Origin of the sequence: Paenibacillus sp. S02 (assembly GCF_019454065.1) — a bacterium.
In the GTDB taxonomy this organism is placed as follows: Bacteria; Bacillota; Bacilli; order Paenibacillales; family Paenibacillaceae; genus Paenibacillus; species Paenibacillus polymyxa_B.
Genome location: NZ_CP073682.1, coordinates 4,903,374 through 4,920,833, shown reverse-complemented (window position 1 = coordinate 4,920,833; position 17,460 = coordinate 4,903,374). Strand labels below are relative to the sequence as shown.

Genomic DNA, 17,460 nt, shown 5'->3' with positions numbered 1-17,460 from the left:
GAAAACCCCGACATATGATTAATTGCATGAGTACCAATTTAGTATAAATGTTTTCTTTATTAAGAAAAAATGAAATAAATGGACTAATAATATATTTAGGATTTCATAAAACTTGGCTTAATGACTAATAATACTTTTGTTTGAAAAATTCCAGTTATAAAAAGGAGAAATTAAATTGTCACAATCATTAGATGAACAAGCGAGGGGAACTGGTACAAGATTTTTGGTTTATCCGCAAAATAAGCGGTTAAAGGGCTTTGAGCATGCTGAGGTGGTGTACATTAATATACCTCTCGGTTCTATACAAGCAGGTCCCGAAGATGAAAGAATGTATGTAGTTGATGCGAAGGACAAGAGGCATTATCAATTTGAAGGGGAAGGCCCTCCGTACTCTGGTCTTCGTTTTCCACCTGTTCAGCCCAATCGCGAGGGGCATTTTGACCATATTCAGCCTAATACCCGTGAGTTTTCGTCAACAGTTATGTATGCTACTGTTAGGCGCGTTCTAGATATTTGGGAAGATTATTTTGAACAGCCGATTCAGTGGTTTTTCCACAGGCGTTTTAATAAATTAGAGCTTATTCCTCTCGTGGAATGGGATAATGCACAATCAGGTTATGGATTCCTTGAATTTGGATATGGACGAAACATAGATGGCAGCATCGACCATAGTAATCCGCACTGTGAAAACTTTGATGTTCTTGCGCATGAAACGGGTCATACAATTAAAAATTCAATCATTGGATGGCCAGAGAACCAGGATACAGAAGAATACCATGGGCACCATGAGGCGTTTGGAGATCTGGTGGCTATTGTCTCAGTTCTACATTTTGATTCTGTAATTAACCACGTTCTCTACAATACAAAAGGAAACCTCTTTTCTATTAATGAGTTATCGCGTATGGGTGAATTAAGTGATTCACGCCAAATACGTCTAGCTTTCAATAATATGAAAATGTCTGATGTGAAGCCCGTTTTCGACGAAATACTTGGAAAATGGGTAAAAAAGCCTCATAATTTGTCCCAACCATTTACAGGCGGAGCATTTGACGTATTAGTGGAGGTATTCCAGCAAAATCTAATTGAAAGAAACCTGATCACTCCAGAGTTAGGTGATCAGGCCTACCATGCGTTACCCAATGATGTAGAACGCATACAGGCAATGTTTACGAGGTCTTATCAAGGAAACGAAGATCAGTTTAAAGCGGCCCTGCTTGATGCACGAGATTATTTCGGCCGATTGATGGCAAGAGTGTGGATAAAGACATTGCCTAATGACTTGCATTATTGGAAAGTCATGAACGATATGATTAACGCTGATAAAGAGCTAAGCAACGGGAAATATGAAACGATAATCCGCAGCTGCTTTGATTGGAGAGAGATTATTGCCAATGAAACTGACCGTCCACTTCTCAAAACACATATTGTAGATGAATTAGCCATTCCATCAGTTAATAATGCACAAGGCGTCCTAACTGGACATATACAATGAGCACGATATATTTAATTCGGCATGGGCAAAGTGAAGCGAACCATAGAGGAGTTATGGAATCTAGATTAGATTCTCCATTAGACGCACTGGGTAAAAGGCAAACTGCCTTAATTGCGGAACGTTTAAGGGGTGTCAACTTGCATTGCATCTATACAAGTCCAAGCTTAAGAGCAACGATGACTGCTGACATGATCAGGGGGCAGAGGGGAACAGCTTTAATACATGATGAATCCCTATATGAGATGGATATTGGTCTTTGGGATGGTCTAACTCCCCTGCAGGCGGAACAATCAAATCCAGCTTTGTTTAAGCAGTTTCGTCAACACCCCGAATCATTCAGACCTGAGGAAGGAGAGAGCTTCTTTGATGTTCAGAACCGAGCGATTAGATTATTATCACGTATCCTCAATGACCGCACCACGGAATCAATTTTGATCGTCTCCCACAGTGTAGTCTTGAAATTGCTGATGTGTTATTTTAAAGAAGAAACTATACGGAATGTATGGGATGCTCCTCAGGCACAGAATGCTAGTTTAAGCTTAGTTCATGTCCATAATCAAAATGAATATTCCGTGGAGCTCGAAGCGGATGTCAGTCACTTGCAACAAATGACAATGATATGAGGGTATTCGGTAAAATTTTACCCGCCGTTTATAGTAACGGCGGGTATTAATGATGTATTCAGCCAGTTAAGTACTCAAAGCGTGCGAAACAATAATCGCCTGCTATGCGGGTTGTAAGACAGTTGCTTATAGCAAATAACAATGAATGCAGCTGTCATACCATGTAGCCAGTATAAGGTAGTGTTTGAGTTTGTTAAATAATAAGGGAGCATCATGTTACGTAATATCGAATTTAGACTGCTGCGGATACTTTTATATAATTCTACAGGCCGCCGTAGGATGCCAGCTATAAAGGAGCTGGAGATAAAGACAGGGGGACGCCTAGAAGACATTTTATCGTGAGTTGAATGATATTATTAAAAAACATGATAGACAGACTTCTTTTTTTGTATCTTCCACAATCTCTTTAGAATACCAAGTTGCATGAAACTTTCCTTCAATAACTACCGCCTTTCCAGCGGATTTCTTCACGGTCATAAATCTTTACGGCGTGTCTCAAATGTGTGTTGAGAAGCCTTCTACCTCATAGAGAGTGAAGGAAGGAATCCCTGTGAAAATACCAGCAATTATTATCTCAGTGTATCTTATAGAAAAGGTACGTTTATCCTACTAGACGTTATAAATATCTTTGATTAACGTTATAAAGATAGCTATTCTAGGCATGGTTTAGTCTCAATTGATGATATAACCCACAGCTGCTGGTGTGGGTTATATCATCAATAAGACTATTTATATTGCCAATTGAGACTAGGAACATCCACGCCTGCACCTGGCCTTTCTTCCGCCCTATAGTCCCAACCTTAATCCAGTCGAGGGGCTATGCTGTGGCTTAAATCCAATGTGGTGAATAACGTCTTTTTTGAGAAGTTTTATAAGATTAAGCTTCATGTCGGCCAGTTTATGAAACGAATCAATAAACAACCACTGGAAACAATTGATCGTCTACTGGTTAGGTTATGATCTTAATTACGGTTTATATAGTAACCATCTTAATAGGGTATCTAGCCTATCTTGGAATAGTTTACTTGTGGTAGCATATAATATATTTGCTCTTATCATAGACAATTGGAATTTTGAATATTTTGAAGTATATTCTTTAAGAAGCTATTTCGTTTGAATATCCAAATAGAAAGGTATTTGACTATGATATTCATTAACAAAAAAACTATTGATAAGTTAACTGAATCGCATAGAGAGTCTAACATGCTTATCTGCTATTCAACTCCTCAGAGTCTTTCGGCTTGTACAAGTCGAGCTATATTACTCCTGAATAATGATAGGGTTGTCATACTTTTCCTCAATCTATTTTCATCTAAAGTAGTAGAAAAAGTTGAATTTGAAGTAGCTGATTTACAAGAACAAAAATATCATTCCATATATCTCTCTTCTGCAATATGGTCATTTAACATTAAAGGACAGCATTGGAGGTTCAAGATAATCAAAAAAATTATTCCTCTTGGCTCTATGCAAAGGGATTTTCTAAATTTCTTGCAACAAAATATCTTAAATTAGCGACTGAGTAGATCACCGATCTTCGAAAACGTGTGCCCTTCCAGACAAAGACGAACAGCTAGGTATCTTTCGTAAAGTCGTTTATCTGGTTTTTTTTCATAGTTCTATTCATTACCCAATAGGCGATTGAAATAATGCTGTTGGTTTGTTAATTGCGTGCTATTATATCAAATGAATTTGACAGGTTCCCAAATCTTTGTTAGAGTTTCAATCAAATACGTATAACCTTTTCATGGGATGTTACCGATAGGGCATAACCTGAATTGGCTTGTTTACACTGTAAGTGTATACAGGCTGGTTTGGGTTTTTTTATTATCTGTTACCCTCGGGTATCCCTTTTATCACACATTTGGAAGGAGAATGTTTATGTCCAGCTATATTTTTCCTAAAGACTTTCTATGGGGCGGTGCTCTTGCTGCCAATCAGGCTGAGGGTGCTTATTTGGAAGACGGTAAAGGATTGAGTCTGGTAGATCTGCTGCCTACCGGAGAGAAGAGAAGAAACATAATGAAAGGGAATGTTCCTTCGCTGACTCCGCTTGAAAGCGAATTCTATCCTTCCCACGAAGCCATTGATTTCTATCATCACTATCGCGAGGATATCGCGCTATTTGCAGAAATGGGATTTAAGGCGCTGCGTGTCTCCATTGCCTGGGCTCGTATTTTTCCAACAGGAGAAGACGCTACTCCCAATGAAGCAGGTTTGCAATTCTACGATGATTTGTTCGACGAGTTGCATAAACATGGCATTCAGCCAGTCGTTACCCTCGCTCATTTTGACGTGCCAGTGGATCTAGTCGAGAAATATGGAAGCTGGCGGAGCCGGAAGCTGGTAGGCCTGTTTGAAACCTATGCTAAAACAGTATTCACCCGTTACAAGGATAAAGTGAAATACTGGATGACATTCAACGAGATTAACATGCTTCTCCATTTGCCGTTTCTCGGCGCTGGTCTTGTTTTTCAAGAAGGTGAAAACGTTAAACAGATTCAGTATCAGGCTGCACATCATCAGCTTGTGGCAAGTGCGCTGGCTGTAAAAGCGTGTCACGAGATTATCCCGGATGCCAAGATTGGCTGTATGCTTGCTGCCGGCAGCTTCTATCCGTATACGTGTAATCCCGAAGATGTGTATCAGGGCATGGAAAAAGACCGCGAGTCCTACTTCTTCATTGATGTACAGTCACGCGGCGAATATCCTGGTTATGCGAAGCGCTTCTTCAAGGATCATGGATTAAACATTGAGATGGAATCAGGCGACGCAGCCATTCTGAAAGATCATACCGTTGACTATATCGGATTCAGCTATTATTCAAGCCGGACGACCAGCACAGACCCGGAAATCGTGAAGAACATGACCAGCGGCAATGTGTTTGGCTCTGTGGCCAATCCATATCTGGACAAGTCCGAATGGGGCTGGACGATCGATCCAAAAGGATTCCGCATCACAGCCAACCAATTGCATGACCGTTACCAAAAGCCTCTGTTCGTAGTGGAAAACGGTTTTGGTGCCAATGATGTGGTTTCGCTTGAAGGAGAAGTTAACGACGATTACCGGATCGACTATCTCAAGCGGCATATTGCCGAAATGGGTGAGGCTCTTCAAGACGGAGTTGAAATTATCGGTTACACAAGTTGGGGACCTATTGACATTGTCAGCGCTTCCTCAGGAGAGATGAAAAAACGCTACGGTTATATTTATGTGGACCGCGACAACGAAGGCAACGGCTCATTGAAACGTATTAAAAAGAAAAGCTTCCACTGGTACAAGAACGTAATTCATTCCGATGGCGAAAATCTGGGCGAATAATCGTACCATAAGAAAATAGGATCGGACGTCCCGGGCCCACGGGGATTTCCGATCTTCGTTTCTTCATTGAAAGCGTTGACAATCGTTCCTCTTCGGGCTATACTTGACGCAATTCCATCATTTTTAGGATTGTTACTGCGTAGCAGGCAAAACCTAAGCCACAAATAAGAAGATGTTACAGTCTTGTTTATTTGGCGTGCTTCGGTTTTTTTCTGTTTACAATAAAGAGGATGGAGCATGTGTGGCTCTTGCTGGCATATGGAACGGGGGATCGAGATGAACATAGCAAAGGTCATTAACAACAATGTAATCAGCGTCTACCAGACGGACGGTACCGAACTCGTGGTAATGGGTCGGGGGATTGCTTTTAAGAAAAAGCCTGGAGACAAAGTAGACGAAACCAGAATTCAGAAGGTATTTGCTCTGAAAAACAAGCAGACGTCCGATAACTTTAAAATGTTGTTGCGTGAGGTACCGCTTGATTTGATCGTGATTGTGGAGGAAGTCATTAATGATGCCAAGCATAATCTGAACAGAAAGCTGAACGAAAATATTTATGTTTCGCTGACCGATCATATCAATTTCGCTGTTGAAAGATACCGGGAAGGATTGGAAATCAAAAACGCGTTATTGTGGGAAGTCAAGCAGCTGTATAAAGAAGAATTCGCGATTGGTCTAAAAACGTTGGAGCAAATCAAACAAAGGCTCGGTATTGAACTGCCTGTGGACGAAGCGGCTTATATTGCGATTCACATCGTGAATGCTGAAATGAACGAGGAAGTCATTACGACCATGAGTATCACGAAGTTTATCCAGCAAATTATCAATATCGCAAAATATCATTTTAAGGTCGATTTTGACGAGGACTCTCTGAGCTATTTCCGTTTTATTACGCATCTGAAATTTTTCGCCCAGCGCGTATTTAAGGGAAATCACTATGAAAATAACTATGATCATTTGTATGACATGATTAAGGAAAAGCACAAGGAAGCAGCTGCTTGCACAGAGAAAATCGGGGCTTTTGTGCAAAAAGAATACAACCACGAATTGACGAACGAAGAAAAGCTATATCTGACCGTGCATATTGAACGGGTGGTGAATAGATAAGTCGAACTTTTTCGACGAAAAAGGGTCAAAAATATACGATTAAAAGTTTTTGTTGACAAATATGGTAGATTAATTATATTATGATAGCAACAGGAATTTAATAAGTTTTAACTGGGATTGTTACTGGTTATGCAGGCAAAACCTAAGTCATGAAAAATTGCGGGAATAAAGTGCCCACCATTTTTCAAGGCTTAGGTTTTTTGTGTGCCTAAATATGTAAAAAGCCCCTTAGAACATGGAGGTGTCCATCATGAGTTATGAAAAACTGGCTAAGGAAATTGTACACCTGGTAGGTGGCGAAAAAAATGTAATATCGCTCGTTCACTGTGCCACTCGCCTGCGTTTTGTGCTAAAAGATGAGGCAAAAGCAGACAAGGGAAAGCTGGAAAAAACCGATGGAATTATCACGGTAAAGCAGAGCGGTGGTCAGTTCCAGGTTGTAGTCGGCAACAAAGTACCAGAGGTATATAATGCAATCGGCAAAGTATCCAATATTTTGAATGAAACTGGAAAAGAAGATCATTCTGCTAAAGGCAACAAAGGATTTGGTGCCGTAATTGACGTAATTTCCAGCATTTTTGCACCGTTGCTCGGAGTTATGGCGGGGTCCGGTATTCTGAAAGGTCTGCTGTTGATTGCGAGCAACCTCGGCTGGTTGCTACCGAAAGACACTACCTATATGATTTTGTATGCTGCAGCTGACAGTTTATTTTATTTCCTTCCTCTCTTGTTAGCGGTTACAACGGCACGGAAATTCGGAGGTAATATCTTCGTTGCCCTGACCATTGCCGGAGGGTTGCTTTATCCGACCATTGTCACGCTAAAAACGGAAGGTACACCTACGGACTTTTTCGGTATTCCTATTGTTATGATGAGTTATTCATCTACCGTTATTCCGATCATTTTAGCCGTCATCGTTATGAGTAAGCTGGAAAAATGGTGCAATCGAGTGATCCATGAGAGCGTCAAAAACTTTATTACACCTTTGATTCTACTCGTAATTATGCTTCCTCTAACCCTGATCGTGTTTGGTCCAGTCGGGGTGTATGTGGGCAACACGATCGCCACTGCACTCGTTGCTGCATTTAGCTTTAGTCCGTTGCTGGCTGGAGCAATCCTTGGTGCTTGCTGGCAGTTGCTCGTTATTTTCGGTGTTCACTGGGGTCTTGTACCTGTATTCATTAATAATATTGCTGTTAATGGCAGAGACGGAATCAAGCCTTCCGCTGCGGCTTCCATCTTTGCTCAAACCGGCGCTGCGTTTGGTGTTATGCTGAAAACCAAAAATAAGAAGCTGAAAACTTTGGCGGGTTCCGCCACACTGACCGCTTTATTCGGCATCACGGAGCCAGCAGTTTATGGGGTTACGCTGCCACTGAAACGTCCGTTTATTGCAGGTATTATCGGCGGTGCCATCGGTGGTGCCATTATCGGTCAAGCAGGAACGCAAGCATTTGCCTCCGGCGCACCTGGATTGCTGACCTTGCCGATCTTTTACGGCCCCGGTGGACAAGGATTCCCGGGATTGATTTTAGGGATTACGGTTTCATTCCTGGTGTCGGCAATTTTGACCTATATTTTAGGATTTGAGGACCCTGTCGAAGCGGAAGAAACCACCGACAATTCGGCTAATGAATCAACCTCACCAACCGATGTTTCTAATGAAGAGGTACTTAGCCCGATTGAAGGAACTGTGGTAGCTCTAACAGAAGTTCCAGATCCTGCATTTGCTTCAGAGGCTATGGGCAAAGGTATCGCCATCCAACCGACAACGGGCAGAGTCGTGGCCCCTTTCGATGGAACCATCACTGTGGCGTTCAAGAAAAAACATGCGCTTGCGATTGTTTCACCCCATGGCGCAGAAGTTTTGATTCATGTTGGAGTAGATACAGTCAAGCTTGACGGTAAATATTTTACTTCCCATATCAAAGAAGGCGACGAGGTAAAAGCTGGAGATCTCCTGCTTGAGTTTGATGTTGAGCAAATCAGAGCAGAGGGTTATCCTACAATTACGCCAGTTATCATTACAAACTCTTCTCAATATGTCGAGATCCTTCCAATCGCTCAAGGAGAGGTAACGGAGCAGTCCCCACTGTTGAAATTGTCTAGTGCTTTAAATGAGAAAGAGGGCATCGCCTGATGTCTTAAGAATAAAGCTCTGATGGTCCACATTCCCGGATCATCAGAGCTTTTTTGTCGTCATTTTATGTAGCCGATAAGCTCACTTGTAATTGACAATATGTCAATTAAATTAACTTGTATGGGGGTGAAAACTAATCTATAATTTTTTGTAATTATGCAAATTTTCTGAAAACATAGACTAGAAAATCAATTGATTGATCAGGGGGAAATACAAGGAATGTTAGAGCAGTGGGCAGAGGCAGTAAACGGCGTCATTTGGAGCAATCCTGTGGTATATGTCTGTTTGGGTGTGGGACTATTATTTTCGATCATGACTCGATTCCTACAAATCAGGCATTTCAAAGAGATGATCCGTCTAGTATTTAAAGGGAAAAGTTCAGAAGCAGGTGTATCCTCTTTTCAGGCCTTTACGATGGCGCTATCGGGGCGTGTAGGGACGGGAAATATTGCTGGGATTGCATTGGCAGTCGGTATGGGTGGACCCGGGGCGATATTTTGGATGTGGGTCATGGCTTTTATCGGATCGGCTACTGCATTTGTTGAATCCACACTGGCTCAGGTATATAAGGTAAAGCGCGATGGTCAGTACCGAGGCGGTCCGGCCTTTTATATTGAAAAAGGGACAGGCTTTAAATGGTTTGCCGTCATTTTTGCGGTTGCTGCGTTGGTAGCGATGTGTTTACTGATGCCGGGAACTCAATCGAACTCTATTGCCGTAGCTTTTCATAGCTCGTTTGGCATGGATATGAAGGTTTCCGGGATAGTAGTAGTCGTGTTGCTGGCGCTTATCATTTTTGGAGGTGTAAAAAGGATTGCCAATGTAGCCCAAATTGTCATACCATTTATGGCACTTGGCTACATCCTCGTCTCTTTTTATATTATGATGACGAATATTACTGCGCTTCCCGATGTATTTTCGCTGATTTTTCGCAGTGCCTTTGGCGTGGATTCTGTGTTCGGCGGTATGGCAGGGACGGCGATTGCCTGGGGCGTAAAACGGGGCATTTACTCCAACGAAGCCGGACAAGGCTCAGGTGCGCATCCGGCTGCAGCCGCGGAAGTGTCTCATCCCGCAAAACAGGGGCTAGTCCAGGCATTTTCCGTGTATGTGGATACCTTTTTAGTCTGTACGTCTACGGCTTTTATGGTCTTATTTACAGGTATGTACAACGTGAAGGGACCTGGTGGCAATTTTATTGTACAGCATCTCCCGGGTGTTGAAGAGGGAACTCAATATACACAGGCTGCTATTGAATCAGTATTTCCGGGTTTTGGATCGAGTCTGCTGTCAATTACCTTGTTCTTTTTCGCTTTTACGACCATTATCGCCTATTATTACATCGCAGAAACGAATATGGCCTACCTGGTTGCCGACCGTAAAGCCAAATGGCCCATGTTCGTTCTAAAGCTGGTTATCCTGGGTTCGACGTTCTATGGAACGGTCGTCAAGGAATCGGCGTTGGCGTGGACACTGGGGGATATGGGGGTCGGTATTATGCTCTGGGTGAATCTGATTGCTATGATTCTGTTAGCCAAGCCTGCTCTTCTTGTGCTTAAGGATTACGAACAGCAGCAGAGGCAAGGGCTGGACCCGGTGTTTGACCCGGAGAAGGCAGGTATTTCAAATGCCGAGTATTGGTCAAAGGAATATCAGCCTCCTTCAGATGAGTTGACGATTACCGCCAAACCGAGCAAGCTGCAAGCCTAAATAAGATAGATAAGTAAGATCAAAGGTGGCTCCGCGGGGAGTCATCTTTTTTTTCGTTATCTTGCCTTTACATTCCAAGAGGGGTACATATGTTCACTATTTAGTCTATAATTTAGACAGACGGATTTAGAAAAATTCTGCCATAGATATGTGGGGAGGCCACATTGCACAAGAGAGGTGATTTGAATGATAACAACCGATTTATCCATAACTGACGACAAGTGGAGAGCTATTGTAGAAAATGACAAGTCATATGACGGGGTATTTTTGTACGCTGTGAAGACAACGGGAATATTTTGTCGCCCCTCCTGCAAATCCAGACCTCCCAAAAGAGAGAACATCCGTATATTTAAAACAGCAGAGCAGGCATTGGCCCAGCATTTTCGTCCATGCAAAAGATGTAAACCGACAGGACACCGATTGCCTGATCATGAATGGATCGCATTGGTTACTGAATACGTGAATTCTAACTATATGAAGGACTTAACATTGCACATCTTGGCTGAGATAAGTCATGGAAGTCCGTATCATTTACATCGTACCTTCAAGCGGATCATGCATCTAACTCCAATGGAATATATACAGCAGACCAGGTTGGAACAAGCGAAGAAGCTACTCATTTGCTCAGATATATCTGTTGCGGAAGTGGGGGAGAACGTAGGTCTGTCCAATGCACCGTACTTTATTACGTTATTTAAAAAGAATACAGGCTACACCCCATTGCAATATCGCCAACTCAAATCGAAAGCAACACAAAATGGAGGTACACAGCATGGCACAGCAAATAAATAAAACGATCTATTGGTCATTGTTGACACATGAGGATTGGAATTTATATATTGCAGCTACATCGGAAGGACTATGTTATGTAGGTTCGCCCAATCAACCTGTAGAGGAATTGTTTTCATGGGCGGGAAGGCGATTTCCCGGCAGTCCTTTAGTTGAAGAGGATGCTGCTTTACAGCCCTATGCCAAGGAGATGATTGAATATCTCCAAGGGGAGCGCACCCAATTTACATTGCCCTTTGATTTTCGTGGGACTGCGTTCCAGATGGCGGTTTGGAATGCGTTGTGTGATATTCCGTATGGGGAAACACTATCCTATTCAGATATTGCCAACGCTATTCAAAAGCCAGCCTCTGTTCGTGCGGTGGGGGCTGCCATCGGTGCTAATCCGATTTTGGTCACCGTCCCTTGTCATCGGGTCATTGGTAAAAATGGAGCTATGACCGGATATCGTGGTGGTTTGGACATGAAGGTGAAACTTTTACAGCTCGAACAGGAAAGTGTGGCATCGGTTCAGTATGAAAAATGAGTATTACAAATCCCCCAAGACTCTTTTGAATAAAGGGACCGGCTTCTTGTCAGGGTATACACATTCGTTGAACCCGTATACTGGCTGTACCTTCGGCTGCTCGTATTGCTATGTACGTCAATTGCCAGTCTCTACATTTCGGAAGGAAGCGTGGGGAACATGGGTTGATATAAAAAATCAGGCGGCAGATATTCTTCGCAAGGAGCTTCGTAGAGCCAAATCCAAAGGTAAAGTCACGATTTTTATGTCATCAAGCACAGATCCTTATCAGCCTGCTGAGTACAAGGAAGAGGTGACCCGGTCTCTGCTGGAGGTGATGGTGGAGAATCCACCCGATTTTCTCTTTTTACAGACGCGCAGTCCACTGGTACGGCGGGATACCGATTTACTGCTCCGATTGGGGGATCGTGTTCGTGTGAGTATGACTATAGAAACAGATCGAGAAGATATACGCAAACATTTTACCCCGGAGGCTCCTCCCATCCAGGCTCGTCTCCAAACGCTGCATCTTTTAAGGGAGGCAGGTGTACCGACGCAAGCTACCATTGCTCCGATGCTTCCAAGCAGTGAGCATTTTGCAGACAAGCTTTTGCCTCTGGTCAATCGTGTCTGTATTGATGATTATTTTATGGGAGATGGCAGTGGGGGGAGACGAACGCGTAGCTTAAAAATTGGTGCGTTGTACGAGTCATTGGGGCTGGAAGAATGGTATCATCCTGCTGCCTATAAGGCGGTTTATGAACGTTTTTCCCATGTTTTCCCGAAAGAGCAGCTCTATGTGAGCAAAGAAGGATTCGAACCCTGATGTAAGTCCATGCCATTGAATCAAGAGTGACCATATAAGGGGGCAGCGGGAGAACGAATGCAAACCGTAATGACCAAAAACTTTGATTATGGGGAAAAGGAAATCAATTATCTAAAAAACGTAGACACCGTACTTGGTGCAGCGATGACGCAAATGGGCAAGGTAGAACGGGGAATCATTCCCGACCTGTTCGCGGCGCTCGTTCATGCGATTGTGGGGCAGCTTATATCGGCCAAGGCGGTTCAAACCATATGGGCAAGGATGCAGGAGAAGTTAGGGGCGATTACTCCACAAAATATAGCCGTTCAGGCGGCTTTAGAAATTCAAAGCTGTGGCATCACCATGAAAAAGGCCACATGTATCCTTAATATAGCCCAAACGATCGAGCAGGGCTTGTTGGATTTACAGGAATTATATGAGCTTTCCGATGCACAGGTGATCCAGAAATTGTCCTCGCTGCAAGGGATAGGACCTTGGACGGCTGAAATGATGCTGATTAATTGTATGGAGCGTCCAGATGTCGTCAGTTGGGGCGATATGGCTATTCGACGGGGAATGATGAAGCTGTACCATCTAGATACATTGACCAAGCAGCAATTTGAGGAGTACCGCCGAGTCTATTCGCCTTATGGTTCGGTGGCCTCCATTTATTTGTGGAGTATTTCATTTCGTTAAGAATCAGGGAGTGGAAACGATGGAGAAAACAATTAGAGAACAGATACTGTCATACGTGGATGCGGATTTTCAGAAATTCACGGCTGCATTGCTTCCGACGATTAATAATGTGCTGGGTGTACGTCTACCAGTGCTGCGTAAGCTAGCTCAAGATATTGCCAAAGGGGATTGGCGCCTCTACCTGGAGACCGCTGAAAGTGAACACTTCGAAGAAGTAATGCTGCAAGGTATGGTGATTGGTTCTGTAAAAACAGATATAGAGGAAGTTTTGAGCTATACCGCCAAGTTTGTTCCTAAAATTGATAATTGGTCCGTATGTGACAGTTTCTGTGCCGGATTGAAAATCACGAAACATCATAAAGAACGGGTATGGGAGTTTATTCAGCCCTATCTATTCTCCAAGAAAGAATATGAAATTCGGTTTGGTGTGGTTATGCTTCTAAATTTTTATATTGAGGAACAGTATATGAACCGGGTGTTTACTTTACTGGATCAGACCCATCGTGAGGATTATTATGTACAAATGGCAGTAGCATGGGCGATATCGATCTGTTATATCAAGCTGCCCGAGGTAACAATGGCGTATTTAAGTCATAATACATTGGATGATTTTACTTTCAACAAAGCACTGCAAAAAATCACGGAATCATATCGGGTGGATCAGGCAACGAAAACGACCATTCGCGGTATGAAGCGAAAAAGAAAATAGGATCGACCCCCACCTGTAAGTGTTATACTGAAAAAAAATGCGTGTATGAAAACGACAGGAGGGGAGTCAGTGAATTCGATCCCGCTGGGAGTACTTGTTGTGGATGATGAAACTAGACAGCGTCGAGGTTTAGCTGCCATGGTCAGGGATCTACGTCCCGAATACGAGGTATGGGAAGCCAAGAACGGGAAAGATGCTCTGACCATTTCGCTATCCAAACCAATTCAAATCGTTTTTACAGATATTCAAATGCCGATCATGAATGGACTTGAATATCTTCAACAATTGAGAACATCCGGTCAGCATGAGACCAAAGTTATTTTAGTGACAGTCTACCAGGAATTTAGCTATGCACAGCAGGCGGTGAGGTACGGGGCGAATGATTATTTGGTGAAACCGGTGCAATCGCAGCAGCTCATTGAAGTGATTCAACACATGGAGAAGATCATTGTAGAGGAACAGGAAGCACTGATTGGGAATCAAACAGCGTTGAATCAGATCGAGCAGAGTATGCCTGCATTTGTGGAGCATTTGTTTAGCAGATGCGTGACAGACAAATTACAGCCTAATGAGAAAATCCTATTAAAGAGTCACTTTGGATGGCATGGGGTAGGAGAAGTTCTCGCGTTGGGAGCATCGGCAGCCCACCCGGAGGATATACATATGTGGGATTCTCAGCTCCATAATACGGTTGTTGAAATATTGCGACCTTGGGCGTCTTCTGTCGTGTTTCCACTCGAATCCCGTAAAGACCATGTGGTTGCAGTAGTGAATTGGAAGGATAGGGCTGAAAGCAAAGAGGCCAAAAGTGCCCTGCAAGCTGGGCTGAAAAAGTTGGAGCAACAGCAAGCTATTTCAATCTGGTTTGCTTGGGGTCAGCCTTTTAATTTTGATGAAATGCAAATAAACCAATCTCACGAAAAGGCCGTTGGCCTGATCTCCATGCGTTTTTATACACCTCACATCAGATATTTGAACCTTGTCGTTTCAGATGATGAGCAGCCAGTGCAGGAAATGAGCGCACACGAACAAATGGCCTTTTTTAAATTTATTGAAAGCGCTATCTCTAATGGAAAGCCCGATCAGCTATTGGGTCGGGTGCAGAATTTCATTGGACAAATGACACAAGGGTATCCTGCACCTGAAGCGCTTAAATCAAAATTGGTACACCTTCTGTTGGTTAGTTTACAACGGTTAAATATAGGGTGGAGTGAGGAAGTCTACTCACGTTTCTCGGAACGTTTGAACAAAGCTGTCGAAGAGGCCACCTGTCTTCGGAATCTTGAGGATCGTGTTGCAACATGGTTAAAAGAGCTGATTCTTGAGCTTCATAGCGGCTCCAAAGGCGAACCCATTATGAACAAGTGCAAGGAATTTCTAGATGCACATCTACATGAAGACCTAAGTCTGGAGATCGTGGCCCGGCGCTTCCACTATAATGCGTCCTATTTTAGCATTCTGTTCAAAAATTATTTCGGGCTCTCGTTCACGGAATATATGGTGAAGCTCAGAATGCAAAAGGCTCAGCACTTACTGCTGCATACAGACGCCAAGGTCGCAGAAATTAGTAGACAGGTTGGTTATAAAGATATCAAATACTTTTTTAAAGTGTTCAAAAAAAATGTAATGCACACGCCGGAAGAATTTCGTAGGAAATTCAACTGATTGTTAGGTGAAAGGAAGATACGATGCGCCAAGTTAAATATATGTATCAAAAATTTTTGGACAGTAGCTTTCGTACGAAATTGATGCTGTCCTATTTTTTGTTGTCTGGTTTTATCGTTTTGATCCTAGGTTTCGTTTACTTTGAAACGAGCGCACGGAATATTACTACAAATGTAACAGATAGCGTTACAAGCGTTCTGCGTAGTAATAACCAGCTGCTGGATAACAAGCTGACAGCTATTCAAAAAACCGTAGATATGATTCCGATCGACCATGATCTTCTTCAGAACATTACGAACGTGGATACTACGGATTCTTCATCGCTGTTACGAGCAGATCGCAGCATTACAAAAATTTTGTACAGATACTTTGGCAATATGGAGGAAGTGTACGCTTCCCAAATTATGACGCAAAATTATGCATATGGAAGCACTGATCGGATGTATATTCCCGTTCAGCCGTTCTATTCTTCTCCGTTGGCAACAATGGCGGTGGAAGCAGAAGGGGCTACCAAGTGGATTCCGGCTTATTCGTATGCCGATACATTCCATCAGCAGGATTTAAAACGAGGCTCCTATGAGTTTAGTTCTTTATTTGCTGTGGTAAAGCAGCTTCATTTGACTGCATTAGATGATGCAGGAACCTTTCATACGCTTCCGGAGGGAAAGGAAAAACCTATACTTATATTGAATTTTCGTCCTGACTTGTTAAAAGGGGGTTTTGAAGATTATGCAGCCCGCAGCGGATTTGCACATCTATCCTATGGCATGATTCATGATAAAAATGGGATGGTCATGAGTTCGGATAGACAGCAACAAGTGGGAGAGCCCGTGGCGGATTGGCTTAAGGATGCCATTGCTTCGGAACAAGGGATGAAAATGGTAAATGTTAAAGGTCAAAGCATATTACTGGTTTACGAAGCGATGAAGACGACGGGCTGGGTATCTTATATAGCCATTCCCATGGAAGATGTATTGGGACATCTATCAACGATTCGCACCTACACGGTGTTTTTTTTAGGCTTTATGATGCTCGTCGCTGTTATTCTTGCTTATTTACTGTCTGTTTACATCAGTAAGCCCATCACAGATATGAAACAGGCGATGAAAGTAATGGAGAAAGGGCATTTTGATATTCGAATTCCTGTGCGTGGCTATGATGAATTGGGAGACCTGGTGATTCGATTTAATCAAATGAATGAAAAAATTAAAGATTTAATCGAGGAAAATTACAAGTCACGTCTGCGAGCCAAAGAGTCGGAGTTAATGGCACTTAATTTACAGCTGAATCCCCATTTTTTGTATAACACTTTAACGACCATGTATTGGATCGCCTTAGAACATAAACAGCAGGAGCTGGGCCAATTGATCATTAGTCTGGCGGAAATGCTGCAAATTACTACTCGAAATAAAAACGATACATGGAGTTTGGAAACCGATCTGAATTGGCTGGAAAAATACATTTATATTATGCAGAATCGCTTTGAGGACAAGTTCACGGTGGAATATGATATTGATCCCATTTTGCTTCAGATGGAGGTTCCCAAACTTTTCTTGCAGCCTTTTGTAGAGAATTCAATTATTCACGGCTTCGCCGAAATGGAATCAGGGGGTCTGATTAGGATCACAGCCTGGATCGAGAAGCAATTGGTGTGTTTTAAAGTGGAGGATAATGGATTAGGAATTCAAGAAGAACATATACGCCGAATTCAAGCTGGAGAAATCAGATCAACGGGCATTAAAAATGTAGACAGAAGAGTACGGCTATTATATGGAATGGATTATGGCGTTACGCTCCACTCGCCAGCAGGTAAAGGGACATTCGTCCTGATTCGCATCGGAGAAATTCATAGATCTAATCAAATGACACCAATCCAATGAGAGTACGACTTTTAAAAATGT

13 protein-coding genes are annotated in these 17,460 nt (G+C 42.7%); all 13 read left to right on the top strand.

Annotation, left to right across the window (positions count from 1 at the left end; translation table 11 throughout):
* Window positions 1–175: 175 nt before the first annotated feature.
* The 13 genes from KAI36_RS21885 (at window position 176) to KAI36_RS21825 (ending at window position 17,439) form a co-directional block, all read left to right on the top strand.
* Window positions 176–1,492 carry a gluzincin family metallopeptidase gene (locus KAI36_RS21885; RefSeq protein WP_220026013.1) on the top strand — a complete coding sequence of 439 codons (1,317 nt, stop codon included), beginning with the start codon at window positions 176–178 and terminating at the stop codon, window positions 1,490–1,492.
* Window positions 1,489–2,115, top strand: coding sequence for a histidine phosphatase family protein (locus KAI36_RS21880; RefSeq protein ID WP_220026012.1), 627 nt, complete (start codon window positions 1,489–1,491; stop codon window positions 2,113–2,115). Before KAI36_RS21885 ends, KAI36_RS21880 begins: the two co-directional genes overlap by 4 nt.
* A gap of 1,878 nt (window positions 2,116–3,993) precedes the next feature.
* Complete coding sequence (locus tag KAI36_RS21875) at window positions 3,994–5,433, top strand: 6-phospho-beta-glucosidase (protein ID WP_220026011.1); 1,440 nt, start codon at window positions 3,994–3,996, stop codon at window positions 5,431–5,433.
* 276 nt (window positions 5,434–5,709) lie between these two features.
* Complete coding sequence (gene licT, locus KAI36_RS21870; protein ID WP_023990227.1) at window positions 5,710–6,540, top strand: BglG family transcription antiterminator LicT; 831 nt, start codon at window positions 5,710–5,712, stop codon at window positions 6,538–6,540.
* Between the two features lie 250 nt (window positions 6,541–6,790).
* Complete coding sequence (locus KAI36_RS21865; RefSeq protein ID WP_220026010.1) at window positions 6,791–8,680, top strand: beta-glucoside-specific PTS transporter subunit IIABC; 1,890 nt, start codon at window positions 6,791–6,793, stop codon at window positions 8,678–8,680.
* 219 nt (window positions 8,681–8,899) lie between these two features.
* Window positions 8,900–10,390 carry an alanine/glycine:cation symporter family protein gene (locus KAI36_RS21860; protein ID WP_220026009.1) on the top strand — a complete coding sequence of 497 codons (1,491 nt, stop codon included), beginning with the start codon at window positions 8,900–8,902 and terminating at the stop codon, window positions 10,388–10,390.
* 186 nt (window positions 10,391–10,576) lie between these two features.
* Complete coding sequence (locus tag KAI36_RS21855) at window positions 10,577–11,182, top strand: bifunctional transcriptional activator/DNA repair enzyme AdaA (RefSeq protein ID WP_220026008.1); 606 nt, start codon at window positions 10,577–10,579, stop codon at window positions 11,180–11,182.
* The gene (locus tag KAI36_RS21850) at window positions 11,163–11,705 is read left to right on the top strand and encodes a methylated-DNA--[protein]-cysteine S-methyltransferase (RefSeq protein ID WP_220026007.1); all 543 of its coding nucleotides are present in this window, start codon (window positions 11,163–11,165) and stop codon (window positions 11,703–11,705) included. Before KAI36_RS21855 ends, KAI36_RS21850 begins: the two co-directional genes overlap by 20 nt.
* Window positions 11,695–12,510 (top strand): SPL family radical SAM protein, encoded by an 816-nt coding sequence (locus KAI36_RS21845; protein ID WP_220026006.1) that lies wholly within the window; start codon window positions 11,695–11,697, stop codon window positions 12,508–12,510. Before KAI36_RS21850 ends, KAI36_RS21845 begins: the two co-directional genes overlap by 11 nt.
* 57 nt (window positions 12,511–12,567) lie before the next feature.
* A complete protein-coding gene (locus tag KAI36_RS21840) occupies window positions 12,568–13,185 on the top strand; it encodes a DNA-3-methyladenine glycosylase family protein (protein WP_220026005.1) in 618 nt (205 codons plus the stop codon).
* A gap of 19 nt (window positions 13,186–13,204) precedes the next feature.
* The gene (locus KAI36_RS21835; protein ID WP_071642874.1) at window positions 13,205–13,894 is read left to right on the top strand and encodes a DNA alkylation repair protein; all 690 of its coding nucleotides are present in this window, start codon (window positions 13,205–13,207) and stop codon (window positions 13,892–13,894) included.
* Window positions 13,895–13,963: 69 nt separating this feature from the next.
* Complete coding sequence (locus KAI36_RS21830) at window positions 13,964–15,559, top strand: response regulator transcription factor (RefSeq protein ID WP_220026004.1); 1,596 nt, start codon at window positions 13,964–13,966, stop codon at window positions 15,557–15,559.
* A gap of 23 nt (window positions 15,560–15,582) precedes the next feature.
* On the top strand, window positions 15,583–17,439 hold the full coding sequence (locus KAI36_RS21825) for a histidine kinase (protein ID WP_220026003.1): 1,857 nt from the start codon (window positions 15,583–15,585) through the stop codon (window positions 17,437–17,439).
* Window positions 17,440–17,460: the final 21 nt, after the last annotated feature.